The sequence below is a fragment of the Corynebacterium aurimucosum genome (assembly GCF_030408555.1).
In the GTDB taxonomy this organism is placed as follows: Bacteria; Actinomycetota; Actinomycetes; order Mycobacteriales; family Mycobacteriaceae; genus Corynebacterium; species Corynebacterium aurimucosum.
In genome coordinates, this window is record NZ_CP047048.1 from 156,795 (window position 1) to 182,465 (window position 25,671).

Below are 25,671 nucleotides of genomic sequence, written 5' to 3' on the forward strand. Positions count from 1 at the left end.
CCCTATGACTCACCCTAAGCCGCAGCTTGAGACCGACCTTTCCTTCGACGTGAAGAAGGAGCTGGACCTAAGCGGTCCAGCACAACCGGGAAAGCACGGCCGCACCGGCGTTATCCATACCCCGCACGGTGACATCCAGACTCCGGCCTTCATCCCGGTGGCCACCAAGGCCACGGTGAAGACGCTGACCCCGGAGCAGATTCGCCTGACCGGCGCGCAGGCCATCCTGTCCAATGCCTACCACCTTTACCTGCAGCCGGGCCACGGCATCGTGGACGAGGCCGGCGGCGTGGCTGCCTTCGAGAACTGGCATGGGCCGACGTACACCGACTCGGGCGGATTCCAGGTCATGTCCCTCGGCGTGGGCTTCAAGAAGGTTTTGGCCATGGACGTGGCGGACCTGACGGACTCCGATATCCGCGCGGCCAAGAAGGAACGTATGGCGCAGGTGGATGAGGATGGAGTGGATTTTAAGTCCATCATCGACGGCTCCTCCCACCGCTTCACCCCAGAGGTCTCCATGCAGATCCAGCATGGCTTGGGCGCGGACATCATGTTCGCCTTCGATGAGCTCACCACGCTCGTAGATACCCGCACCTACCAGGAGGAATCCGTGGAGCGCACGCGGCGCTGGGCGCAGCGCTGCCTGGATGAGCACGACCGCTTGACGCTTGCCCGCGGCCCGCAGAAGCCGCGCCAGTCCCTGTGGGGCGTGGTGCAGGGCGCGCAATACGAGGACCTGCGCCGTCAGGCCGCTCGCGGGCTGGTGGAGCTTTCCGATCGCGCCGAGGCGAATGGCCGGCGCGGCTTCGGTGGCTTCGGCATCGGTGGCGCATTGGAGAAGGAGAATCTCGGCACGATTGTGGGCTGGGTGTGCGATGAGCTGCCCGTCGATAAGCCCCGGCACCTGCTGGGTATCTCTGAACCGGATGACATCTTTACCGCCGTTGAGGCTGGTGCCGATACTTTCGACTGTGTGGCGCCGACCCGTCTGGCGCGCCGCGGTGGCGTCTACACCCTGGACGGACGTCTCAACCTCACCAATGCACGTTTCAAACGGGACTTTGCTGGCGTGGATGAGGAATTCGGCGGTTATGTCTCGGAGAACTATTCCCGTGCCTACATCCATCACCTGCTCAAAGCCAAGGAATTCCTGGCGGGAACGCTATGCACCATCCACAACCTAGAGTTCATGATCCGCCTGGTGGATAACATCCGGGAGTCCATCGACGGCGGTTATTACGAGGCTTATCGCGATGAGTTTATGGGGCGCTATTACGCCAAGTGACCGGTGACGATGACGTTGTACTCCAAGTCTGTTGCGCCATCTACCGCACAGGCGATGAGTACGATGCGCCCGGGAACCTCGGTATTCATCAGGTCCGCGTCGCTTCCTAGCTGTTCCTTGCCCACCAGGAAAGCGTTATCGACAATCCACTCGCGCCCAGCACCGCCCTCGGAGGTCATGCGGATGTGGGAGCCGTTGAGGATGGGCGTCGCAAAGCGCTGCACCTGCGCCCCGTCGAGGCCCTCCACAGTGGTGGGGTTGCTCAGGTCCACGTCGGCGGTGACCACCTCGGAGAAGGGGTTGAATACCAGTTTCTGCTGGCCCCACGCATGGCCCAAGACGTAGGTGGTGCCCCGTTCCGCCGTGGCGGGTGACTCATCCCAGTCTTGCACCCAGCGCACCATGGTCTCCTGCGGTCCGGCCGGGTTGAGGGGCAGGACGAAGGGCATTGAATCGTAGGTCGCGCCCGTGATGGTGGCCGGGCCACCCATCTCAAACGTACCGGTCAGGGCTGGCGCCGGGCCTTGGTTGAGCGGCGGCGGGGTAGGGGTGGTGCTGGGCGCTGCGCTTGGCGAAGCCCCACTGCTCACCGTCGTAGTTTCCGGTGCCGCGTGGCTCGTCGTTTCAGGCGACGTGGTGGCTTCCTCTGTACCCGAGCACACCACAAGGTTGAAGGCTGTGGTCAGGCCGAGGATAGGGAGGAGGGAAGTTCGTAGACGCTTATGCATCGTAGATGTCCTTCCGGTGGCCGATAGCAAATACCTCAACCGTAACTACCTGATCGTGGATGTACGCCAGAATGCGGTAAGAACCGACCCGATAGCGCCATTCACCTGAACGGTTTGAAGTCAATCCTTTTCCGAGAGCTCGAGGGTCTTCGCAGCCCTCGAGGTTCTTTTGGATCCACGTCACGATGATTCGCGCATCGAATCGGTCAAACTTCTTCAGCTGCTTGCGGGCTTTCGAAGTGAATTCGACGTGATATGAAGTGATTCCCTCCGACATCTTTAGAGATCCTCTAGGACCTCATCAAGGCTAAACCGCTCGCCAGAATCCTCTGCCATTGCTGCGCGCAGTTCCTGAAGGTCGTAGTAGTCCTCGACCCGTTCTAAAAGCGCTGCTCGGGCAAAATCAGATATCGTCCGGCCCTCAAAGGTAGCTAGATTCCGAACGAGTTCAGCGTCGCTATCATCCATGCGAATTGTCAAAGTAGCCATATCTCCTCCTTAACCATTGTGAATACATTGTATTCTATGGGGAGGGTGAAGGGAAGAGTGAAAAATCCCCCTCAGCACAGTGCGTGCCAAGGGGGCGAAAGTCTGGGATGCGGCGCTGCTACTTAGACGGCGTTGTCTTAGGGGTGTTGGCCTCGTCGATAGGCACGTAGTCCTCGCGGCGCTTGACCCAGGAGATAACCAGGGTGGTCAGCGGAAGCATGATGACCTCGCACGCGGTCTTCCAGAGGAAGCCCACGATGACGTAGTTCAGGAAGCCACTGAAGGAATCGATACCGATGACGGGCGCTGCGATGGCGCAGAACAGCAGGGTATCGCCGAATTCGCCGACGACAGTGGAAGTAACAAGGCGGGCAATGAGGCCCTTTTCACCGCTGCGGGCCTTCATCTTGACCAAGGTGAAGGAGTTGAGCAGCTGGCCTACGACGTAGCCGACGAGGGAAGCTAGCAGGATCTGCGGAACCAGGCCCAGCGTGGCGGCGAAGGCTTCCTGGCCTTCGTAGAAATCAGCCGCGGGCAGCCAGATTGCAATATAGAAGGAAATTGCGGCTAGAAGCGCCATAGCAAAACCGATATAAACGGCGCGGCGGGTGGACTTGAAGCCATAGCACTCGGAGAGAACATCGCCCACGATGTAGGCGATGGGGAAGAGGAAGAAGGCGCCGTCGGTGATGAGCGGGCCGAGCTGGACGCCCTTGGTGGCGTTGATGTTCGAGATGAGGAAGGTAACGACGAACACCGAGACCAGCCACGGGTACAAAGTGGAATGTACCGGGATGAATCGGATGCTCTCGCCACCGTTTGTGGTGGTTGCGGTTGCCGATTGAGTTGTCATGGAACAGCATTTTTCCACGAAACTGGAGGAACTAGAAATGGGGAGTTTGATTCTCCTTCAATGGGGAGCGCTCCCTCACCCGGCTGCTTCCTGAGAAAAGGCAGCGGAACTGGCAGTTTCGGGGGTGCACTTGCGGCACTGTGCCCATAAAGATCTACGAAGTGGGCAGAAAAAACGCCTTTAGTATGGCATTCTTTTGCTTGCAACGTTTTCGTATTCCCTGAACGTTTCCTGTCTATTGTGTGCACGGTGCGCGCTCGAAGTGATTCGGGCGCGTTCGAATTTCGAAGGCCGTGAAAGACACGTCGTGTCAGGGGGTGCGGCTACCTTGGTTTCTAGTCCTTAGAGCTGTCCGGCGGATCTTCTACCTTCTGCGTCGCTAGATGGGGGAGGCACCAGGTTCGCCGGTGGCCCAACTTCGTTTAAGGGAAGGTCATCGATATGACGTTTGGTTCCCCAGGATCGTCGCCGCAGTTTGGCGGGCGCCCGCCGCAAGGAGCTAATCAGCCAGGTGCAGGTTCCGGGTTCGGCGCGCCCGGTGGGTCTGGGGGCCCTGGTGGCTTTGGTGCCCCGAATCCGGCGCAGAACCCAGCGCAGAAGCCTTCCCCCGGTGCTGATTTTGGCCAGGGCTCTGGTTTCGGTTCGGCCCCGGGAAGCGCCGCGGGGACTAACCCAGGTTCGAGTGCAGGCGGCTCCTTTGGCGCGCCGGGCTCGTCTGATGGTTTCGGTGAATCCTCGCCGGCGCCGGATTATCGCCGCCAGGTGACAGCACCGACCAGCCCAACGAAGGGGCCGTGGCCGCTGCTCATCGCCGCTGGCGTTTCTGCGGTTATCGCGCTGATCCTGTTGGTGATCGCACCGCTCATCGCTTCGCCGACACAGACTTTGTTCTTTGTCCTGGCTATCGGTGGATGGCTGCTGGCCGGAATCGTGTCCTTTATTCTCTTGGGCTTGTACACGCTGAAGAACACGCAGCGCCAAGCCGAGACCTTTTATGTTGAGGACACCACGCAAACCTTGCTCTACCGCATCATCATGGGTGGAAGCTTTGTTCTTGTCATTGTTGCTGCGGTGGAAATCGCCTTCTACGTAGGAAAGGCGGTTGGCGCCTAATGAAGAAGTTCACTCGAGTTCTTGCCCTATCCGCGGCGATGACAATCGCTGGCTTCGGTGGCAGCCTGGGAGCGGTAGCGCAGGACGCTCCGCCGCCACCTCCAGAAGCTCCTGAAGCCCCAGAAGCTCAGCCGGAGGAACGCCCTGAGGGAATCGGTTCCGAATCCTCGCTCTCTGAGGTATCGCAAAAGAACTTGTCCGATTTCGGCTCCTGTATTGCCAGCGAGAAATCTGCAGACCTGCTTTTCGTTCTTGACCAATCAGCGTCTTTGGTGGGGTATGAGGGCTCGCAGCCGACGGATGCCGATGCTTTCCGCGTCGATGCCACGGCGGACATCGTAAAGCAGCTGGCCAACCTCGGTGAAGACAATGGCGCAGACATCAACGTGAAACTCGCTGGCTTCGGCTCTGACTACTACAGCGATCCGGCCGAGTACGGCGGATGGACCAACGTCTCCGGTAACGGCGATGCCCTGCAGGGTGAACTGGATAAATTCCGCAAGGAGGACCGCGTTGCGGATCTAGAGACCAACTATGGCGCGGCCTACAAAGGCGCGTTGAAGGAACTCGCTTCTCACCAAGGCAGTAGCTGCCGCGGCATCGTGTTCTTTACCGACGGTAAGTACTACACCGACGCCGAGGCCAACGATCTTCAGGGCGCGCAGGATAAGTTGTGTGAGGTCAATTCCTCTGTCACCGCGTTCCGTAACTCCAATATCCGTCTCTTTAACGTGGGCCTCGTGCCAGCTGCGGAAGCCCAGGATCAGGTCCGCCAGCTCACCCGCATGGCGGAGGGCGAAGACTGCGGCCAGGGTGCCCCGAACGGTGCATTCTTTGACGCGGGTGAGGACCCAGCAGCGCTGTTCGCAGCCTTCCGTAACCTCATCCCCACCTCAGGTGGTGTGACCAAGGACGGCAACTTCAAAGACCAGTTTGATTTCGTCCTCGATAACTCCGTGTCCCCTGTGCGCTTGTCGGCGGTGCCGAAGAATTCGGTGGATGAAGGCGAGCTCATCCCAACGTTGACTGGTCCCGATGGCGAAACCGTGGAGCTCAAGCCGGATACCGCCAGCGTCGCCGGCGCGAAGGTTTCCGTAACGGAGAACAACAAGCTGCCGGGCATGGTTGATATCGCCATGGAAAAGGACGGCGATGCCTGGGCAGGCGCGTGGACTTTTGGGTACAAGGTGGCTGAGGGCACGGAAGGCGAGTACCTCGCATCCGTCGTCATGGTGCCGGGCCTCAACCTAGACCTCAAGACCGAAGATGGGGCCAAGGTAGAAGGCGGCATCAACTCTGACCAGATCCTGAAGGGACAGTTGGTCGATGGCAAGGGCGAGCCGCGTGCACTAGAGGGTGAGGGAACCCTGTATGCGGAGTTCGTACCAGAGGACGGCTCCCCGGTCACCCTCGTGGAGAATGCGCCGATCACTGATGGGCAGCAGGTAGATATTCCGCTGGAGAAGGTGGAAAATGCAGCATCTGGTCAGCTCGTCACCCGCGTGGAGATCACCACTAAGGACACCGGTGAGCGTCCGGGCTCGAAGCTGGATCCCATCAATGCAGAAACGCCGTTGACCGTTACCCCGGTCAATATGCCAACGGTGGGCTCAGCACAGACGATCACCATGACGGAGAAAGAGATTACTGTCGACGTCCCCGTGACCGGCCCCGGCAAGGTGTGGGTAGCGGACCAGACCATTGATTCTGAGGGCGGAATGCTTCCCGCAGGAGTTCCTTCCGTTGCAGTAAGCTCTCAGCACAACTCGGAAGATTCCGCGCTCGAGCTTGCCAAGGATGAGAAGGCGACCATCCCGGTAACCCTCAGCGTGGAAGAGATGGCGGATGGCCCGCTGCGTATGGAGCCGGTCATTAACCTGCAATCTGCTGAGGATAACCAGCAAATGGAGCTGCCGCTGACGCTGCAGGGTTCCATGACTGCACCATTGAGCAAGTCTGCTTTCGGCCTCTCCTTTGTCCTGGCGGTACTGCTAGCACTGCTGATTCCGCTGGCCATTCTGTACTTCATGAAGTGGTTTAGCGGCCGCATTCCGGAAAAGCCCCGCATGTTTGCGAAGACCATCCCGGTACGCCGTGATGGTGCGAACCTCGTGCGTACCGATACTGGCCGCCCGTTTGCGGTGTCTAAGGATGAGTTCCAGGGTGCCGTTCCGGTGGAAACCTCTGCGCGTTCTGCGCGCTTGGGCAGCAACGATGCCAAGGTAAAGATGGGGTTGAGCCCCTTCACTGCGGCCCACGTGGAGGTCCAGCGCGATGGCACTATTTCCGGCAAGGGTAAGAAGTCCGGTTACCGGGCAGTGTTGCCACTTGCGGTGCAGAACACGTGGTTCTTCATTGGCAACAAGAAGGACCGCGATTCCGGCGAGATTGTCATGACCATCGATACGCTGGCCCAGGCCAGCGCGTATGACGAGATGTCGAAGGACATCAGCCGCCAGGCTCTGCAGCTCTTTGACCAGGTCGAATTCCCTGCCGAGAAGCCCGACAAGGCACAGACACCGCCGCAGTCCGGCCATCCGGGGCAGCCGGTCCAACAGAACCAGCCTGGCTTCCAGCCGCCGAGCGGTCCGCCGCCGCAACTCGCCCCGCAGCAGGGTGCTCAGCAACCTGGGGCTCCCCGCCCTGGTGGGCAGCAACAGGCACCGCAACCCGGTGGTTTCGGCCCGTCCCAGCCTTCGGGCCCATCACCGCAGAGCCAGCCAGGTCGCGCTGCTGAGCCGGGGCGCCCCGGCTTCGGTGGAGCACCAAACTTTGGTGGTGGATCCGGTTTCGGCGGCGGCCCGAGCTTTGGCCAACCTGGCCAGCAGCGCCCAGACAATCCTGGTAACCCTGGTAATAACGGCGGCTGGCCCCCAGCCCCGGGATTCGGCTCCCAGGGCTAAGCCGGTTGAATAGCACACAACAGCCATAAACAGCACAGAAGCGAACCTCCCCTTCGAAAGGTAGTTAAAGATGAAGAAGTTCCTCGTCGTCGGTTGCGGTGGCTCCGGCGCCAAGACGCTGGCGTTCATGATGGACCAGCTCAAAGCCGAGCTGCGAAGCATCGACCCGGACATGACCGAGTTGCCCAAGGCCTGGCAGTTCGTCAACATCGACGTGCCGCTCGAAGAGGAGGCGGGCCCGCAGAAGCTGCCGAATGTTACCCAAAACGGCGGCCACTACGTGGGCATTGGTGCCCGCCAGAACTACAACACTTTCGATGAGGGCGTGTCCAGCATCCTGGGCCGTGCCGGCAAGCTCGGTGAGATTGCAACGTGGGCTACCCGCAACCCCTCCACCAACGACGTGAAGCTGGCTGATGGTGCCGGCCAGTACCGTGCGATTGGTCGCATGCTGACGCTGCCGAATCTCAAGAAGATCCGCCAGTCGCTCAAGGAAGCGGTGGATGAGATGTTCACGCAGGAGGCAATCCAGGAGCTCAACCGCCTTAACTACAAGCAGACCAAGCTGGACACTGATACCGGTGATTCCCAGCCGGTTGTCCTCGTTGTCTCGTCCATGGCGGGTGGCGCGGGCGCCTCGATGTTCCTAGATGTGTGCCGTGTGCTCACCACTATTCCGAACGTGAACCCGCAGGGCACCCTCATCTTCATGTACACCCCGGAAATCTTCGCCGATAACAAGGCGGATGACATGGCCGGCGCGTGGCCGAACTCGCTGGCTATGTTCGGTGAGGTCGTCGCCGCGCAGATGGGCAACGCCTATGAGCATGACCGCGCTATCTTCGAGGCCTTCGACATGGGCACCCCGCCGGAGGGGCAGACCTTCGGCCGCATTTTCCCCATTGGCTCCAAGATGGGCACCACCAGCGCTCGCTTCGGCGATGGTTCCGCTATGTCCATCTACCGCGGCCTGGGCCGCGCGCTCGCAGGGCTGATGGCCTCCACCAAGGCCAGCGATAACCTCGTGTCCTACGCGCTGACTAACACCCCGGCCGGTGACGGCGGCCGCCGCTTCTTCGGCTGGGATCGCCCAGACGGCACGCCGTGGGGCCGCCTGCCCTGGGGTTCGCTGGGTTATGCCCAGGTTTCGATGGGCCGCGACCGCTTTGCCGAATACTCGTCCCAGCGTCTTGCCCGCAGTGCCTTCGAGCGCCTCTTCAACGGGCACCTCGACCCACAGAACCCCGATGCCGGTGAGATGCAGATTGCCAAGAAGCTGGAGGAGCGTCTGCCCAATGCCTTTAGCTCTATGACGCTTGATCCTTCTTGGGCGCAGGGCGGACAAATCGATAGCGGCAGCGTCTGGAACTGGCTCAACAGCGTGTTCGGCGGTCAGGCCCAGCAGGCTGCGGACAGCGCTGCGAAGCACCTGCAGAACTTTATTCCGGTGGGCCAGGGCCGCAACGTCAACGAATGGCGTGAAGAGTTTGAGGGCAACATGGCAGATCCTCGCAATGAGCAGGCCATCGCATCGGTTCTGAACAATGCCGCCTATGACATTGTTTACCGCTACGCCAATTTCTTCAGCGATGGTGTCCTCGCCACCGTGGAGTCGGAGCTGGCTGCGGTGGGTGTGCCCTATGTGCGCGAGATGCTCTCCAAGATCACGGATGTGCTCACCAACTCCGACCGCCTCCTGCCGCGCCTGTCTGAGTACTCCGGCTTCTACCAAAACACCCGCGTGCTGGCGAAGCCAGAAGGCGCGGATCCAATCCTCAGCCCGCTGACCGGCAAGGGCCAGATGACGGACCCGACTCCTACGGTTAACGCTCTGATGGGCCTGTACTTCAACCAGTTCTACAGCTACGCCCTCATGGCCATTGCTCACCTGCTTAAGGATGTCCTGCAGGACTACGCCGATGAGAACCTCTTCCACCTCAAGCGTGAGTTGGGGGATGCCCACGCGGTGCTGGAGAAGGCCGTGTCGAAGCGCCCGGAGACCAACAAGTTGGCTGACGTCCGCACCGACGAAGTCAACTCGTGGCCGACGGAGCTCGATGAGGTCGTGGAAACCCGTTTCAAGGGTGCCGAGAACGAGATTATGCTGACGGACGTCAATACCTTCATCTCGGATTACCGTGACCAGATGCTGCGTACCATCCAGGGCCAGCAGTCCACCTCAGATGTCACCAACTACGAGCAGGCTTATCCCTTTGCGGTGCGTGCGGTCATCCGCGGTGAATGGGAATCGCTCGATGCGGCCCAGGCACCGAATGACACCCTGGCCCCGCAGAAGCGCACCAACGATGCCTACTCCAACCGTGCTGGCTGGGTGTCCAAGTACCTCTCGCGCCATCCGCAAACCGGTGAATCCCGCGAATCCCAGCGTGCGCACTACCACGCCAAGATTCGCCCAACTGATCTTCTGGAGCGTTCGCGCCAGTGGATTAACCGCCGTGACTATGAGTTCCAAAAGTTCAACTCGGTGGATCTGCGCCGCTACCTCACTCTTACCCCGGACATCAACGAGGTCGAGCACGCAGAGCGCCAGCGCCGCTTTATCGAGGCTTTCCAGCTGGCCCTGAGCTATGCCCGCCCGTTGGCCGCTGTTAACGATGACATGGTGCAGCGCATTCACGGCAAGTCCGTGCAGTACACCTACTCCTTCTCCGATATCCCGTTTGCGGAGCTCGGCTCTGCAGAAACTGGCATTGCCTCCCAGCTGGAGTCGGTGCTCAGCCGCCCGGAGATTGACGGGCCTTCCACGGTGGCTCTGCGCAACTCGCTGAACATGTCGGACCATGTCCAGCACATCGAGATCTTCGGTTCCTACCCCAACTACTCGCCGATCGTCTTCTCTTCGATGTTCAATTACATCGCCAAAGACATCGAGAAGCAGGACAATTTCGACGGTTCCTGGTGGTCGGAACGCCGCACCCGCCCGCTGCCGGCAGCCCTGCCGCTGACGAAGACTGAGCGCCAGGCCATGGTGGCCGGCTGGATCATCGGACGCATTACAGGACGCGTTTACATCTCCAACGCCGATGCAGCCAACGCAGCGGCCCACATCTTCGATGACACGGACGGCGGCGTGAATGGCTGGGTTGATTTCCCAGATCCGCTGCTTATCTCGCCGCGCCGCATGATCAAGAAGTCCGACTGGATGCCTTCGGTTCTGGAGTCCATCTTCATCGCCTACGCCAAGGTGCAGGAAACCGGACACTATGGTTTTGCCTCTTCGCTCTACCCGTACCAGCTGTTGCGCGGGCTTTTCGACGACGGCCTAGACTTCGCCCACTCCGGTGCGTCCACGCACCCGGTGGTCCACCGCCTCGCGCAGTTCTTGGCATCCGGTGAAGCCCCGAACCGCGGTGTTATGGGGACCTCCATCCAGGACCGCTTTGAATCCTTCGTAGAGGAGCTGGATAAGTTCGCCCGCGGTGCGGATCACTTCGTGCCGGGCCACACCAACTCCCTGCCAGGGCAGGGGCGTAAGGAAAAGCCTTTTGCGGAGGTACGCTCCCGCGAGGTCGCCTCGCACACGCCGTACTACCGTGACCTGGCACTGGACGTCATCGAGGTGGTCCCGGTCATCCGCAACTACCTGAACCAGGCCAAGACGGTGGCGGAGAATCCCGTCGCCCAGCCTGCCCCGCAGGTGCGGAACTCCGATTCCGGCTTTGGCCAGGACATCGCGCCAGAATTCAACCTCAACGATCTGGATGACACCTTCTAATGACGAACGTAATTATTTTCGGACACGGCGCCACCGCGGATGACATCCGCTCGCGCCTGAGCGATTTGCGCGCGGTTGGCCTCCTGCAGGACTTCCTCTGGATCGACTATGCCCACCCCACTACTGGGGCCGTTGTGCGCTCCTTCACGGAGGAGGGCACGGCGCGCTTGTCGACGCTCGACGATGCCCTCCGCAGCTTCAGCGGGGACGTCCTCCTCGCCACCATTGACCCGATGGATGCGGAACAACCGCAGGACGTCGACAAGCTCACGGAGTGGGTCGGAGCCGTCGATCAGCGCCTGATTCAGGCCTCCAACCTGCGCGTGCGTCTGTTGTTGTCAGCTCTTCCGCGCGAGAGCGTGGACATCGCTCCGCTGCAGGGCTGGAGCAATCTTGTGCTTTCCCCGGAGGAGGGCGGAACACCGGCCTCCTCGCGCATCCGCCCCATCAAGCGCACCGCGAACGGTTTCGAGCTCGCACAATTCGCGGCCCCAGCCGTAGCCAGCATCTTCGGTTTGTGGCGCGGCATGCCCGAGCCGGCAGTGCTGGACCCGGATACGCATCGCGTTATCGAGACCGGCGACCGTCAGCGCTTCCGTCTGGTGCGAGCCTTCCACCGCACCATCGATGCCAGTGACATCGAGGACAAGGTCAGGAAGGCCGTCTTCGATCCCGGCCAGCGCCTGCCGCAGCCGCAGGTCAATAACATTTCCCGCGCTGTGCACTACGCCAATCCGGAGCAACTGACGGCTCAGTGCGCCCAGATGTTCATCAACCAGGAGATTTCCCCGTTGGTGAGCGCTCCGACTGCTTATGAGGAGCTGCAATCCCACAAGGTCAGCGGCTGGGCGGCGCTAAAGGATAACCTGCGTTTGTACTGGTCCACCGTGGTGGGCAAGCCGCAGGATTGGGTCGAGGGCCAGCGCGGTGCAATGAACAAGAACGCGGCTACCTTCCTGCAGAAGATGCTCTACGGTGCGGACTCCAGCGTGGAGGTCGTCTTGGCCGGGCACTCCGGTAAGGGCAGCGGTGCGACGAGCGTCGACGAGCTGCGCCAAGCCAGTGAGCACACCATGCGAGTTGCCCGCGAGCAGCAGTTCTCCTTGGGCCAGGAGCCGCAACTCTCGCGCACGTGGGAGGCCTATCACGATTATGCGCTGGGCCTTGTCGACGGATCCTGGCGCGACAGCATCGACACCAAGGGGCTGCGCAATAACCAGGGCAACATGTACATCGTGCAATACGGTGGCCAGTCCGTGCAGGATGTCAGCGCTTCTTTCGAGGGCTTCCATCCGCTCATGACCAGCACTCTGGGCTATACGCACGAGTCCCAAGCAACCGTCGCGCCTTTCGATCCGGTGGGTGCCGAGCGCTTCGCCGCCGATATTGAGTACACCAGCCAGCAGACCCGCAATGAAGCTGTCAGCCGCAAGAAGCACGAGTTTGCTTCGTGGCGAGCAAAGAACAGCACCACCTTCGCGTGGAAGGTGGGCCAGGGCCTGTGGGAGAAGCTGGGGCACGCCCAGCAGAAGTACCGCGACGCACACGCCAAGGCACGTGAACTGCAAGAGTTGGCCAACAGCTTCCAAGCGCGTGACTTCAACGCGGAGAACAAAGCGCTGACCCGAAAGCTGCGCACGATGTGGATTGTGTTCTTCGTAGTGCTTGCTCTGATGACCTACATGGTGGCCGGCCGCTACAACCCGGACTTGCCGTTGGGTGAGTACCTGCAGTGGTTCGACTGGCCGTGGTACGTCGTGGGCATCATCCTGGCTGTTCTTCTTTTCCTTGTGTGTTCTTGGGCGGTCTTTACCAAGGCTCAGCGTGAGATCTTTGACTACGTGCAGCGCCGCAAGCTGTTGAACCGCAACCAAGAGATCGCCGCGCAGAATCTGGCGACGGCCTCGGCCGAGATCTCGCGTATCTCTAATGCCTATAACCAGTTCCTGAGCTGGTCGGCATTGCTGGGCCGCGCTATCTACGCGCCCTTTGGGCGCAAGGAGACGTCGAGCGATCACCTGCGGACGCCGCAGTCGGGCCTTCCGGAGAACGCTCGCATTGCTCAGGCCGTGCTCAACCGCGATGATGCCGTGCGCATGACGGATGAAATCCGCTCCCACATTTTCCAGACGGAGTGGGCACACCGCTCGCTCAAGTCCCTCCTCGATGACATGAATGACACCTTTGAGCGCAACCGCACTGGCCACTCGGCCGTGGCGCTCAATGAGATGTGGGGCATGGCTGGCCTCGGCTCCAGCACTGCGTTAGATAACCTATCGCGCAGCCTTGACCACCCTTATATGCAGGACCGCGACCTCAAGCAACAGGAATGGCAGAAGGTCATTACGGATCCACGCATGGCCCGCAGCTTGCAGCAATACCTCAGTCGCGTGACCTTCCGCGAGGAAGGCGGCAGCCGCGTTCAGAGCACCGCCGAGTTCCTCGACGGCATGAACCAGGAAAAGGGTGCTCTTCAGGCCTTTAGCCCCAATGCGCTGACCAAGGCGGGCGGCGCTGAAGGATATACCGAAATCGACGGCTCGCGCACCCGCATCGTGGAGGTGGACAGCCAGACCGCACTGACCAGTCAGCTCTCACGTTCTGTGACCGTGGTGCAGTACGGAAGGATCACTGATTTCAAGTACCTGATCCCGGATGCGGCGTCTGGTGCTCCGTCCTTTAAGGATTCCTCGGACTTCTCCTTGGATGATCTGGATGACATGGACCACATGGGCTTCAAGTCGCCGGGGCAGAGCAATAGCGAAAGCCCGACTACGCAGCCGACGTTTGGCCGGCCGGAAGCGCCGGACCTCTCAGACCTCGACGAAACTTTCTGACGAGACCTTCTTAAGGAACGTTGATGACACACAATCAGAAACCTTCGATTGCGGATGTGCCGCTGAGTGAGCTTAAGTCCCTGCACCAGCTCAAGCGCGTAAACGCCGATGATGTGCGTGCAGCTGTATCAGCGCCGTTTAGGCAGTTCGCCGAGCAGATTGCCGCCGCGTATAACGGCGAAGCGGTCGAGCACCCGGAGCTGAGCGCGCAGGCGCGCAATGCTGCGGTGGACCAGGAACGTGCTGCGCAGGAGCGCGCGGCACAAGAGAGGGCAGCGCAAGAACGTGCCGCGCAAGAACGCGCGGCACAGGAGCGCGCAGAACGCGAGCGCGCCGCACAGGCTGAAGCGCAGGCCCGCCAACGCGAGCAAGCACAGCGTGCCGCTGCAGCCGCCGGTGTAGCGCAGACAGGTTCCGCGGCTCAACCCCAACCGGCGCAAGCAGCGGCACAGCCGCACGATTTCTTCGCCGAGTGGGAGGCACTGCAGGCAGAGGAAGAGCAAAAGACTCAGGTTAACGAAGAGGACTACATCACCATCCCTGGTTTCGGGATTAAGGCGGAGTACCAGTTTCGCCAGGACCCGAACTGGGAAGCCCCCGGCATCGAGTTTGAAGTCGAGGTGCCGCAAGAGGCGGCGCTGGAGCAGGAATCTCAAGAAGAGCCTGGCTACGGCATAGAGCCAGAACCGGAGCCGGAGGATTCCGATCAGCGCCATCCGGTGCGCCTGTGGTGGCCGGAGCTCGAGCACGCGCCGGATGAGGTGGTGTTCTACCGAGTCGTCGCCGATGACGCAGAGATGGTGGCGTCCCCGGATGCCGGTGACACCCTCGTCTACACGAAGGGAACCGCCTACCGTGAACACGAGCCGGGCGAGACAGGCTTGCGCCACTACGCGGTATGGGCTTATAAGGGCCGCGACCTTCGTGAGCTTGTCAACAGCCAGCCGGTATTCATGGGAGACACGGGCGTGGTCTTCCCGCCGGTGAACGTTCAGGTGTCCACCATCAAGGGCGCCATTCAGGTGTCTTGGGACCTGCTGCCGGGGCACTCGAGCGCCATGGTTTATGCCTGCCGCGATAGCGAGAAGGAAAAGCTGTCCCCGCGCTTCGAACAAGACGTGGACAGCAGCGGGCGCAAGGCGACTATTCCGGTGCAAGAGACCGGACAGACCGTCGTCATCTCCTTGCTGGGCCAGGCGGAGTTCCACGGCGCTACTGAGCAAAGCCAAGACGAAGTCGCAGTCCAGCGCTCCGTGAAGCTCGCCAGCGAGCTGGAGAAGCTGGAGCTCTCCCGTTGCGAGCGCCGCAGCGAATACGGACAGGACACCATCGAGGTGGATTGGTACTCGCCCAAGACCGGCGAGGTAAAGATTTATCTCACGCCCACCGCCCCGCAGGCGGACCTGCGCACGTCCGCAGTGCCGAAGACCTACGTCGAAAGCGCACTGTCGAGTGCTATCAGTGAGACCCGCGGTGTGTCCGAACCGGGTTCCTTCCAAACCACCACGGTGCCGTGGCCCCCAGATTGGTACGAGGTTTACATCACCCCAGTGAACTTCAACGATGCTGATGCCTGGGTAGGCGAATCCAAGGTGCTGCAGCGCGTGCAATCCATTGAGGATGACCAGTTCCGGCTCATTGAGCGCGTGGACAGCCAGCTCATTACCTTCGATTGGCCGAAGGGTGCAACGGCGGTGGAGTACTCCACCAACCGCGAGCACGATCAGATCCGCGAAGAGGACTACGACCTCCAGGGAGGCATCCGCCTGCACCTCGATCAGCACGGTGATACCGTGCGGCTGAAGCCTTATGCGGTCTTCGCAGGCAAGCGCACCGAGGGCAATGAGCGCGTGATCCAGTACGAAGGTCTGCGCCCAGTGACTTATGACTTTGAGGTCGATTCCTCCCAAGGCCAAGCCAGGGTGTTCCTCTGGAGCTTGGGCAACGGCGATAAGCGCCAGTTCTCCTGCCAGGTGGTCTACCGAGCTGACCGCCTGCCGCTTTTCCCCGAAGACGGCGAGGCGCTCGGCATTGTGGAGACCAATCTGCAGAGCACCACGCACGTGGCTCATGGCTTGGGCCCGATGCGCGGGCAGCACCCAGATTTCACGGTGGCATTAGGCGAGCGCATTCAGCGCGGCGGCTTCATCCGCCTGTTCGCCGTCGAGGGCTTTGATAGCCAGGTTGATACCTCGTTCGACAGCTTCGGTGGTGATGATGCCTTCAGTGGTTTCTCGGAAAGCTACAGCGATGCTTCCTCGACGCTGAGCGCATCAGATAAAGCTGTGGTGGTAGAAGGCGATGTGTCCTACCGACTGGGGCTGTACCCACCCGTGCAGAATCAGGCTCCGAACTATGAGGCGCAGTATGAGCAGCAGAACTACGACCAGCAGAACTACGGGCAGGATTATTCGCAGGATCAGTACTTTCAAGGAGGCCAGTAGTTATGGGCGGCGCCTTTAGCTATGCATCATTTTCCCGTGCCAATGGCCGCGCCGGTGGCTGGGGTGTAGGCCAGAAGGCCGGTGATATCACCCAAGAAGAGTTGGCTGAGCTCGTGTCCTTCGTGCCGACCTCTCTCAACAACGGCACGACGATCCCGGATTTCCCCTCTGCCCAGCAGCGCGCGGAACTGGTTCGCCGTACTGCGGTCTTTGCGCTCACCCCTGAGGCGGAAAAGTGGGTCACCATGGTATCCGTCCCCGCGGGCCTGGATGCGACCGGCCGCGGCGGCAACGTCTTTACCTACACCTCGATTTCGCGCACGGGAACCCCGCCGGCACCGGCGACGGTCCTGTTTTCTCCTGACATCCCAGCACCTTTTTCCATCTACGAGGTGGATAAGGTGCAGATTCCGGAAAAGATCTCAGCGCGCGGACCGTTGCACTCGGACGTGTTGTTGGAAGAGTTTTTGGATGGCGAATTCCGCTACCCAGAGAAGCTTCCCGCACCGTTCAAGGCGGTAGCCCCGAACCCGAATCCGAGCTTCAACCGTGCGCTGGTTTCTGCCATGGCCACAGTGTTGAATTCCCGCAACGGCCTGGTCATCCTCGTGGCCCCTGATAACCAGGCAGCGCTGTGGATTGCTGCCACCGCCCGCGAGGTGGGGGAGGATGGTTTCGGCTTCTCCACTTTTGAAAAAGCCGCCGCCATCAATGAGTTCCCGCTGAGCACCTCCACCATGCTCGTGGTGCCGCCGAGCGAGAAGCAGCGTCTCGCGGAGACGGCGATCCCCGGCAATCCGGTCGTGTTCGCCCTCGATGAGGCCCTGCCAGACGTCAGCTCCTATGCAGAAAATGCCGCGGAAGAAGCTGAGTCTGCGGCTCCGGAGCCACAGCAAGAGCAGGCCGAGCAGCGCACTGTTACGACACCCATAGCAGAGGAGAACGCTGCAACGGGTAGCGAACCTGCACAGCGAGACGCGCAGAGCTTTGACGATTCTTGGGGTCAGGACTCAGCTGATTTCGGAGCACCTATCGCAGATTCCTCACCTTTTGCGCTCCCGGGTCATGGACCCGCGGGTACTCCGCCAAATCCCCTCGATGCGCCTGAGCCGAACACGGCGCAGGAGAACCCTTTTGCCACGAAGGCGGAGGCCGCGCCGTCAGCTGGTGCAGACACCGCGCCGGCAACGGCGTCGGGCGGCAACGCCAACGTTCCTGGGCTCAGCGCCGAGGAGTGGCATAGGCTCAAGGAATTCGATCCGCGCTGGTGGATCGAGCACCTTGATACCCACCGTGGTCGCTCCATCCAGCTGGCCTGCCTCGATAAAAACTCGTTGGGTGAGGGGTTGGACAAGCTGTTGATGTCCGCGATTGTTGCCTCCTGGGTTTTCTACTTCCCGCGGGATTTCAACCTCCTAGCAGAGGATGCCCTGCAGCCCTGGGAGGACCGCGAGCTCGAGCACATCGGATACCTCACCGCTACGCACTTCGCCGGAATCATCGCACTGGATCATTGCGAGCGCTATGCCACGGGGCGCGTCGCCATGTTGCTAGATGGCACGACACAGTTGCTGGCGGAGCGCTCAGCTCCCATGCAGCAACGACCGGGCCCATCGCATTTTGAACCGAACACAGCATGGCAACACCGGGGAGCAGCTCTCGGTGAGCACGGTCGAAACATGGGATTCCACGGAAGGTAAGAGAAGGAAATAAGCGTCATGGCTAAATACACACTGCGGGACGGAGAGTCCCGCCGCATCGGCTCAGACGGCATCCTGCGCGTCGAAGCCTTCGAGATGGGAACCGGCGGCGCCTCCATGGAGCTGGCGATTTTGGGAGAAGGCGTTGATGCCGTGCGCGTCCACGACCTCTCCATCATGGTGCACTCCCTGCCCGAGCGCGCCACCATCGTCGTGCGCCCGAAGCGGAATGGGACCTTCGGCCTGCGCAGCGAGGTCCGCCTGACGGTGAGCAACTCGAGTGATTCGGTGACGTTCCCGCGCGTGCTTATCGACGCCGCCGAGGACTCCGCCGAACGCCTCGCCGAGGTCACCCCGGAATCCGGCAGCTACCACTTAGAAGCATTCGGCACGACCGAAGGCGCCGGAATCACCGATTCCGCCCGCGAGGTGCGCTCCAAGATGCGTCGCGCGGAGCTGGATGTCGCAGGCCTTGATAATGTCACCGTGGTCGTCGATGGTTCCGCCTCCATGCAGATCAATGTCACACCGAAGATCGTCGAGGCGACCGCCAAATATATCGATGCGCTCTCGGATGCCTTCCGGCACTTCCGCGCCACTGATGGGCAGGACAGCATCGAGACCCATAAGGTGGATGAGCTGACCCGTTTCATCGCGGACGTCATTGATAGTGGAGCGGAGCGTGTAGGTCAGCGGCCGTGGCGCTTGCCGACTCTCACCTCCACGTCCTCGCTGGTCATCTACGTCACCGATTCTCCCGTGACTTCCATGCTGGAAACCCAGGTGCCCACCGTGGTGCTCATCACGAGCGCTATCGGACGCCAGGAGCTGGAGCTCGCGCGAATCAACGGAACCCCGGCTCATGTGGCGTACGCGGTGATCGACGGGGACGTCGTCAAGCAGCTCGAATCCGGCGCGAACACGGAGCTTTCGGAATTGACTGACCGCGTCACTGCCATGCTGAAAGAGAGGAACTAATGAGCCAGGCACGTTGCCCGTGGACCTTTAAACCGCTCGAGGATGGTGTGACGGTAAGCCCATACACCAACCGGGAGCTGCCGCAGGGATGGACCGACGCCGTGACACATTGCGTGGCCATGGCCGGCGCGCGTAACTCCGGTAAGTCGCTCTACACCGCGGTGATGATCAAGCAGCTCAAGCAGCTGGCGCACAAGCACAACCGCTCCGTCCAAGCGGCGGATGAATCCACGCGCGAGCGCTACGCCGAGGTTTATGAGAAGCCGCTCTTTGAGGAGATGCGTGCCATGGACCCCACGCCAAGTGCGGTGGCTACCGACGCCTACCAGCGCGACCCACTGATTTTTGAGCTCGGTAAGTGGCCTGATGAACAGGGACACGAGCGCATGAATTACTTGGTCTTCCGCGACGTGGCGGGCGAAGACTTGGAGAACCCGCCAGAGAACGAAGCCGACCGCGAGAACCTCGCTTTCTTCTCCCACGCGGATTTGGTGATTTTCCTCTTTGACCCGCTGCGTGTGCAGCAAATTCAGGACTTTATCCACGGTCTGATTCCCAATATTGGTGAGCTCGGTGCGGATTCCCTGCGGGTTCTGGACAACCTGCTGGCGCTGCTCGATACGGATACCCCGCCGCCACTGGCCGTGACCATCTCGAAGTTCGACACGGTGCAGAAACTTGAGCAGGTGGATGACGTGCGTTGGAAGAAACTCATGGCCAACCGCGGCTCCGCTTTCCGCCGGGATACCGGGTGGAACTTCCGCGATTCGGACCGCTGGATGGTCCACCTTGAAGCCGAATCGCTGTTGCGCTTCTTGGGTGCTAATGACCTCATCAACAAGATCTATTCGGCAGCTCCGCGCGGCGGTAGCTTCTTCGTGGTCTCCGCGTTGGGTGAGGCCCCGACGGGCCGCCAGCTAGCCCGCAGCGGCATTGCGCCCTACCGCGTTCTGGATCCCATTCGTTGGTTGCTGAGCCAACGCGGCGTCTTTGCGCAGGATGTGTCATGACTTTCGGTAGCCCACAACCCCCAGGAACCCCGCCGACAGGCTCGCCTGCCGCGCCCGCACCGGACTATCGCTACGGTGCAGTCACCGATTCTGTCCGTCAGACCCGCCGTGCCGCCGATATGAAGGCGCAATGGGCACCGTGGCCGTTGAAGATTGCAGCGGTACTGGAGGTCTTCATCACGAGCTACGCGGTATACAACATCTGCCGGCTCATCGCCTTTGAAAACAGCCCGGCGGCGGTAAGCCGCACGGACCAGCTCTCCACTGAGCTCGGCGTGTTACTTGCCGTACTGGTTCTCTTGGTGTGTGCCCTCACCACCTATGTGCTGCACGCGCAGCAGTCCGCGCGGATTGCGCTGACCGTTATCAGCGCCATCGTGGTGCTGCTCATTCCGGCGAGTTCGGTCATGCCCGCGTCCATCGCATCGGCGGTGGTCATTGTGCTGCTGTGGCTGCCTGCGAACCGGCAGTGGTTCGGCGGCCAAGCGTGACAAGCCTAGGCCCCGTGCACCGCGGGGCTTAGGCCTTCTTGCGCAGCTCCTCGAGAGCGCGCACATTATTGGCCTTGGCAAAGAGGTTGAACGCAAGGTGGTACATCTTGCGCGCGCGGTCTGTTGCGTCGGCGGAAGAGTAGCGATCACCTAAAAGTTCGGCGACCTCCGCCATGGCGTTTTGCTCCGACGGCGTCGTGGCTTCGGCGACAGAATGCCGGTCCAAGAAATCGAGCAAAACCTGGGTGGATTTAAACATGTCCTGCGCCTGCAAGCGGAGGCTTTCGGAATACAGGACGGTCCACTTGGCGGATACGGGAAGGCTCTGGAGCTTGAGCGAATCCACGTAGCGCGAGGCCAAGATGTCATAGGCCTCCTCTGGATCGCTGTGGCGAACATCGAGGGCCACGGTCTTGAGCAAAGCATGGAGCTCGCCATCGAGGTCTCCGCAGCGTTGGAACTCGCGGGCAGCAGCGGCAAAGCAGGCCACGCGCTGCTCTAAGTCTGAAGAAGAGTGCTGTGCAGCATCGCTATAGAAGCGGGCTAGCATCACTGCGGGGAGCTGCTGGTACTCCTCGTCCGCCCGTGCGTTGGAGAGGATGGTGAAAGATTGCGTAGCCACGCGCTCGCAGTCGGCGGCAGAATTAGATGCCCACAGCGCGCCCACGGCGGACTCGAGGATGGTGCGGAGGATGTCACCCATCGTGGCCCCTGCGCCGTCGAAATCTCCTCCAGTGACGGCGTCGTTGATAGCCACGAATTCAGCAGCGTGTCCTTTCACTGCACTCGCTTCACCGCTCTTGGCAGATTCTAGGCGCTCTTGGAGCACGGCCAGTGATACATTGCTGTCGGTGCTTGAGGTGTTGCTGGCGGAGCCGGAGGACACCTCCGCGCTGGTGGGGGCGGATTCAGAGAAGTCTTTTTGGCTGGCCACGGTGCGCGCTGCGGCAATTTCATTCAACGCCGTGTCGTCGCCAGCTGCAGCGGCCTTGGCTGCGAATTTCTCTGCCGCTTCAGTGTTGTTGTTATCCAGCCATGCGCGGGCCACGCGGGTATAGCCGGTAGCCACGAGCGCAGGCTGTCCGGTCAGCGCGCCCAGTGAGGCAATGGTGAGAGAATCGTCGATGTTCTCGATGGTGCCGGCAGCCACGCGAAGGGTTTCGCGGGCTTCTAGGTACTGGGCGGCGGGGACGGCGTCCTCCACGCTGCCCAAGAACCTGTCATCTGCGAGTACTCGGTTGATCTGCTCATCAATGTGGGCGGATTCATCGGTGGGGAGAGAAACCCCCGGCGCCTGGGCCCGCGCGAAGGCGAGCATCTTCTCGGCGTCGGCAGAATCAAGCAGGGGATACGTCGCATCAGAAGCCATGGGGGAGATTCTAGTAGAGGACCCCGACGCGCGCGGGACTCCTCGTAGACTGGGTGCCATGGATTTTCTCAGCCCCGCTGGGCGCTATGCCCCGAGCCCGTCCGGAGATCTGCATCTGGGTAACCTGCGCACGGCGTTGCTGGCTTGGCTATACGCCCGAAGCAGTGGGCGCCGCTTCCTTGTGCGCGTGGAAGACATTGACACGCAGCGCTCCTCCCGGGAGTCGGCGCAGCGCCAGTTGGAGGACCTTGCTGCGCTCGGCCTGGACTGGGACGGGGAAGTCATCTACCAGCAGGATCGCTATGCGGCTTATGAGGCGGCGCTGGCGCAGCTTCCTACCTTTGAGTGCTACTGCTCGCGCAAAGATATTCAGGAAGCCTCCCGCGCTCCGCATGCCATCCCCGGGCAGTATCCGGGAACGTGCCGCGATCTCAGCGAGGACGAGCGCGAGGCCAAACGCGTCGAACTCGCCGCCCAGAACCGCGTGCCCGCCATACGCTTGCTTGCTGACGTCTCTTCCTTCACCATCCACGACGCCTTCGCCGGCGAGTACACCGGGGAGGTGGATGACTTCATCTTGCGCCGTGGCGGCCAGCCCCCGGTGGATCCGAGCCAGGGTATGGATTGGGCCTATAACTTGGCGGTTGTCGTCGACGATGCCTTCCAAGGCGTCGATCAGATCGTGCGCGGCGATGACTTGCTGTCTTCCGCCCCGCGTCAGGCCTACTTGGCGCACAAGCTGGGCTATCCGGAGCCGGAGTTCGTTCATGTCCCGCTCGTGCTGAATTCGGACAACGTCCGCCTGTCCAAGCGTGATGGGGCAGTAACTCTTCGCCAGTTACTCGCGGAGCCGGGGCGAGAACTAAGCGATGTGATCCGCCTGCTCGCCCGCTCGCTGGGATATGACGCCGAAGGGATTAATACCGCCGCGGACCTCCTCGAACGCTTTATCCCCGATAAGCTTTCACAAGAACCCTTCGTCTGGGATGGAACGGTGTAGAACGGAGCAGCATGGAAGCCTTTGAGTACGCCCATCTGGAAGACGGCCTGGATTACCTCTATGACTTCTTTGAAGAAGACCTAGAAAAGCGCGTGCGCGCCGGGCGTGAGCTGCTACCGGCGGGCATGGAAGACATCCTGGGGGATAGCACACTGGATGATTACGTGTGGCTGTGGATCAAAGAACCGGGGCCCAACGGTTTCCGCCAGTACCTGCGCGATGGCGGCTATGGCGAGGCCGAGGTGAAAGAGGCCTTCCTGCTTGCCCGCACCGAGTGGGGCATGAACACCCCGCCACACGTGGAGTGGCTCAAGGAAGACGGCTACGAGGCTCCCGAGTTCGATTAACAGCGTTTGGGTTGGATTGCACGGCTGGAGGGTCCGCAGTGCTAAATGAGAGAAATCCCGGACCTCTTAGCGTGATGCTGTGAAGCCCGGGATTTCCCAGTGGCGGAGGATAGGGGATTTGAACCCCTGAGGGATGTGACTCCCGCACGCGTTCCAGGCGTGTGACATAGGCCGCTAGTCGAATCCTCCGCTGGAAAACATTACATGAGCCCCCTAATGAAGCAAAATCGCCAGGTCAGCGCGAAGAACTTGAGGATTTAGGGGCGCGAGGTAAGAAGTGCGCTTGGAAGCGGGGCGGGAGCCGGGCGGTGGGGGAGCGGTTTGGCGTCGACAAGCAAGGCGCGCTAGGCTAGACCGCAGGATTCCGCGTGGCGTCCATCCTCTGAACTCCCCCAGGGCAGGAATGCAGCAAGGGTCAGGAGGCTCTGGCGGGTGCGCGGGGTCCCCTTTTATTTTGTGTGCTTTAACACGGGGGATGTAACGGGGCGTTAGTATGGTTGCCATATGTCCGCACTACGTCCCGGAAGGAAGACGGATGTCTCTTCTTAATCTTGAAAAGTCCGAGCTTACTGAGCTTGCCGCGCAGGTACGCAAGGACTACGAGGCCCTCAAGGCTGAGGGTTTGGATCTTGACTTGACCCGAGGAAAGCCGTCCAAGGCCCAGCTTGATCTGTCCAATGATCTGCTCGTCCTGCCGGGCCGCGGTCACTACACTGACGCCGCAGGCAATGACCTGCGCAACTACGGCAACCAGAAGGGCATCAAAGAGCTGCGTGATCTGTGGGGCAAGCTCACCAACATGGACCCGGAGCTCCTCATCGCGGCGGATTCTTCCTCCCTGAACATCATGTATGACCTCATCCTGTGGGCCTACACCTTCGGTACTAACAGCTCTGAGAAGCCGTGGTCCAAGGAAGAGACCATCAAGTGGATCTGCCCTACCCCAGGCTATGACCGCCACTTTGCCATCACGGAGTCCTTCGGCTTCGAGCTGGTTACGGTGCCGATGGAAGAAGATGGCCCGGATATTGAAGCAGTGGAGGAACTGGTTAAGGACCCGCAGGTCAAGGGCATGTGGGTTGTGCCGATGTTCTCCAACCCGTCGGGCGCTGTTATCTCTGAAGAGAAGACCCGCCGCCTTGCAGCGATGGAGACCGGCGCACCGGACTTCCGCATCGTGTGGGATAACGCTTACGCCGTGCACACGCTGACCGAGGACTTCCCGGAGGTTCTGCCGATTCTGGAGATTGCGGAACAGGAAGGAAATCCGGACCGCTTCTGGGCTATGTCTTCGTCGTCGAAGATCACCTTCGCCGGTTCCGGTGTGAGCTTCTTCGGTTCCTCCGAAGACAACCTCGAGTGGTACCTGGAGCACGCCGGTATCCGCGGCATCGGCCCGAACAAGATCAACCAGCTTGCGCACTACGAGTTCTTCGGTTCGGCGGAGGGCGTGCGCGCAATCATGCGCCGCCACGCTGCGCTGCTGGCGCCGAAGTTCGAGGCGGTACTCCGTATCCTGGATAAGAACCTCACCCATCATGAGATCGCGGACTGGACCCACCCCAAGGGCGGCTACTTCATCTCCCTCAACGTGATGGAGGGTACCGCGACCCGCGTGTGGGAGCTGGCCCGTGACGCTGGCATTCTCCTGACCCAGGCTGGCTCTGCCTTCCCGTACGGTGAGGATGCCAAGGACCACAACATTCGCTTGGCCCCGTCCCTGCCGCCGCAGGAAGAGGTTGAGGCAGCAATGGATGGCGTGGCCACCTGTGTGCTGCTCGCCGCACTGGAGAAGCTGGGGGCATAAGGCAATCAACTCTGACGAGACGGCCTACTGGCTCGACCAGATTATTCCCGCTGACCTGGCGTTTAAGAATGTCGAGGGGCAGCGCTTGGGCTTAGCTTCGCTGGAGGGTGAGCAATCTCTTGCGGTCAGTTGTGGCTTCGCCGACGTCGATACCGGCTTGGCGCACGCCGAGCAAGGTATCGACGTACGCTGTGAGCTCCTCACCGTCGCCCGCACCAACCAGGCTGAAGCGGCTGCTGCAGTGAGTGCGGCAGCGGCATTGCTCACAGAGTCCGCAGGCTTGTTGCCCGCGCAACCTGGTCTGCTCTTGCCCAAGCTCTTCGCCGAAAGCGATGAGCGCTTTGCGCACTTAAGTGTGCGCCACGGCATGCTCATCGCCCCGTACCTGTGGGGCGGCCAGACCCCGCAGGTGGCGGAAGAGGGCCGCCTGACGTTGGTGTGCCAGTTGCTCATGCTGAGCGACGCCGAGTATGCCTATGCCGTCGAGGAAGGCGTGCCGGCGCTGCAGCAGGCGGTGGCGGAGCAAGGCATCGATCTACTGGATTGGCAGCGCTCGGAGTGACGTGTCGGGGCGAGGC

General features: G+C 61.1%; 19 protein-coding genes, 1 tRNA gene and 1 other RNA gene. 15 read left to right on the forward strand and 6 right to left on the reverse strand.

Annotated features, from left to right (window positions below; genetic code table 11):
• Positions 1-4: 4 nt before the first annotated feature.
• Positions 5-1,288, forward strand: a complete 1,284-nt coding sequence (tgt, locus tag CAURIM_RS00805) for a tRNA guanosine(34) transglycosylase Tgt (RefSeq protein WP_201828803.1) — start codon at positions 5-7, stop codon at positions 1,286-1,288.
• Here tgt and CAURIM_RS00810 read toward each other — a convergent pair.
• The 4 genes from CAURIM_RS00810 to CAURIM_RS00825 form a co-directional block, all read right to left on the reverse strand.
• Complete coding sequence (locus CAURIM_RS00810; RefSeq protein WP_201828802.1) at positions 1,276-2,016, reverse strand: sortase family protein; 741 nt, start codon at positions 2,014-2,016, stop codon at positions 1,276-1,278. The genes tgt and CAURIM_RS00810 overlap by 13 nt on opposite strands.
• The gene (locus CAURIM_RS00815) at positions 2,009-2,293 is read right to left on the reverse strand and encodes a type II toxin-antitoxin system RelE family toxin (RefSeq protein ID WP_201828801.1); all 285 of its coding nucleotides are present in this window, start codon (positions 2,291-2,293) and stop codon (positions 2,009-2,011) included. The genes CAURIM_RS00810 and CAURIM_RS00815 overlap by 8 nt, the downstream gene beginning before the upstream one ends.
• A 2-nt stretch (positions 2,294-2,295) precedes the next feature.
• Positions 2,296-2,505: a type II toxin-antitoxin system RelB family antitoxin gene (gene relB / locus CAURIM_RS00820; RefSeq protein WP_201828800.1), complete on the reverse strand. Its 210-nt coding sequence runs from the start codon at positions 2,503-2,505 to the stop codon at positions 2,296-2,298.
• A gap of 118 nt (positions 2,506-2,623) precedes the next feature.
• Entirely contained in the window at positions 2,624-3,358 is a 735-nt protein-coding gene (locus CAURIM_RS00825) for a queuosine precursor transporter (RefSeq protein WP_201828799.1), read from the reverse strand.
• A 441-nt stretch (positions 3,359-3,799) separates the two neighbouring features.
• On the opposite strand from CAURIM_RS00825, the gene CAURIM_RS00830 reads away from it, so the two are divergent.
• The 9 genes from CAURIM_RS00830 to CAURIM_RS00870 all read left to right on the forward strand — a co-directional run bounded on the left by CAURIM_RS00830 (position 3,800) and on the right by CAURIM_RS00870 (position 20,570).
• Positions 3,800-4,471, forward strand: coding sequence for a PMP-22/EMP/MP20 family protein (locus CAURIM_RS00830; RefSeq protein ID WP_236659345.1), 672 nt, complete (start codon positions 3,800-3,802; stop codon positions 4,469-4,471).
• Positions 4,471-7,374 carry a VWA domain-containing protein gene (locus CAURIM_RS00835; RefSeq protein WP_201828798.1) on the forward strand — a complete coding sequence of 968 codons (2,904 nt, stop codon included), beginning with the start codon at positions 4,471-4,473 and terminating at the stop codon, positions 7,372-7,374. Before CAURIM_RS00830 ends, CAURIM_RS00835 begins: the two co-directional genes overlap by 1 nt.
• A 70-nt stretch (positions 7,375-7,444) precedes the next feature.
• Entirely contained in the window at positions 7,445-11,110 is a 3,666-nt protein-coding gene (locus CAURIM_RS00840) for a tubulin-like doman-containing protein (protein ID WP_201828797.1), read from the forward strand.
• The gene (locus CAURIM_RS00845) at positions 11,110-13,947 is read left to right on the forward strand and encodes an AAA family ATPase (protein ID WP_201828796.1); all 2,838 of its coding nucleotides are present in this window, start codon (positions 11,110-11,112) and stop codon (positions 13,945-13,947) included. The genes CAURIM_RS00840 and CAURIM_RS00845 overlap by 1 nt, the downstream gene beginning before the upstream one ends.
• A gap of 23 nt (positions 13,948-13,970) precedes the next feature.
• Entirely contained in the window at positions 13,971-16,391 is a 2,421-nt protein-coding gene (locus CAURIM_RS00850) for a SaeA-related protein (protein ID WP_070717034.1), read from the forward strand.
• Positions 16,392-16,393: 2 nt separating this feature from the next.
• Complete coding sequence (locus tag CAURIM_RS00855; protein WP_201828795.1) at positions 16,394-18,091, forward strand: GAP1-N2 domain-containing protein; 1,698 nt, start codon at positions 16,394-16,396, stop codon at positions 18,089-18,091.
• 18 nt (positions 18,092-18,109) lie between these two features.
• Positions 18,110-19,069 (forward strand): hypothetical protein, encoded by a 960-nt coding sequence (locus CAURIM_RS00860; protein ID WP_010188425.1) that lies wholly within the window; start codon positions 18,110-18,112, stop codon positions 19,067-19,069.
• Positions 19,069-20,079 carry a TRAFAC clade GTPase domain-containing protein gene (locus CAURIM_RS00865; RefSeq protein ID WP_010188426.1) on the forward strand — a complete coding sequence of 337 codons (1,011 nt, stop codon included), beginning with the start codon at positions 19,069-19,071 and terminating at the stop codon, positions 20,077-20,079. Before CAURIM_RS00860 ends, CAURIM_RS00865 begins: the two co-directional genes overlap by 1 nt.
• Entirely contained in the window at positions 20,076-20,570 is a 495-nt protein-coding gene (locus CAURIM_RS00870) for a hypothetical protein (RefSeq protein WP_010188427.1), read from the forward strand. The genes CAURIM_RS00865 and CAURIM_RS00870 overlap by 4 nt, the downstream gene beginning before the upstream one ends.
• A 28-nt stretch (positions 20,571-20,598) precedes the next feature.
• Here CAURIM_RS00870 and CAURIM_RS00875 read toward each other — a convergent pair whose 3' ends face one another.
• Positions 20,599-21,939 (reverse strand): hypothetical protein, encoded by a 1,341-nt coding sequence (locus CAURIM_RS00875; protein WP_070731490.1) that lies wholly within the window; start codon positions 21,937-21,939, stop codon positions 20,599-20,601.
• A gap of 58 nt (positions 21,940-21,997) precedes the next feature.
• On the opposite strand from CAURIM_RS00875, the gene gluQRS reads away from it, so the two are divergent.
• Both gluQRS and CAURIM_RS00885 read left to right on the forward strand, forming a co-directional pair.
• A complete protein-coding gene (gene gluQRS / locus CAURIM_RS00880; RefSeq protein ID WP_201828794.1) occupies positions 21,998-22,939 on the forward strand; it encodes a tRNA glutamyl-Q(34) synthetase GluQRS in 942 nt (313 codons plus the stop codon).
• Between the two features lie 11 nt (positions 22,940-22,950).
• Positions 22,951-23,286, forward strand: a complete 336-nt coding sequence (locus CAURIM_RS00885) for a hypothetical protein (RefSeq protein WP_201828793.1) — start codon at positions 22,951-22,953, stop codon at positions 23,284-23,286.
• A gap of 100 nt (positions 23,287-23,386) precedes the next feature.
• Here the strand turns inward: CAURIM_RS00885 and CAURIM_RS00890 are convergent.
• Positions 23,387-23,475: transfer RNA gene (locus CAURIM_RS00890), tRNA-Ser, on the reverse strand.
• Positions 23,476-23,641: 166 nt separating this feature from the next.
• Here CAURIM_RS00890 and ffs point away from each other — a divergent pair.
• The 3 genes from ffs (at position 23,642) to CAURIM_RS00905 (ending at position 25,655) form a co-directional block, all read left to right on the forward strand.
• An RNA gene (gene ffs / locus CAURIM_RS00895) (signal recognition particle sRNA small type) lies at positions 23,642-23,740 on the forward strand.
• Positions 23,741-23,821: 81 nt separating this feature from the next.
• A complete protein-coding gene (locus CAURIM_RS00900) occupies positions 23,822-25,093 on the forward strand; it encodes an aspartate aminotransferase type Ic (RefSeq protein WP_201828792.1) in 1,272 nt (423 codons plus the stop codon).
• On the forward strand, positions 25,041-25,655 hold the full coding sequence (locus CAURIM_RS00905) for a suppressor of fused domain protein (RefSeq protein ID WP_236659344.1): 615 nt from the start codon (positions 25,041-25,043) through the stop codon (positions 25,653-25,655). The genes CAURIM_RS00900 and CAURIM_RS00905 overlap by 53 nt, the downstream gene beginning before the upstream one ends.
• Positions 25,656-25,671 lie beyond the last annotated feature (16 nt).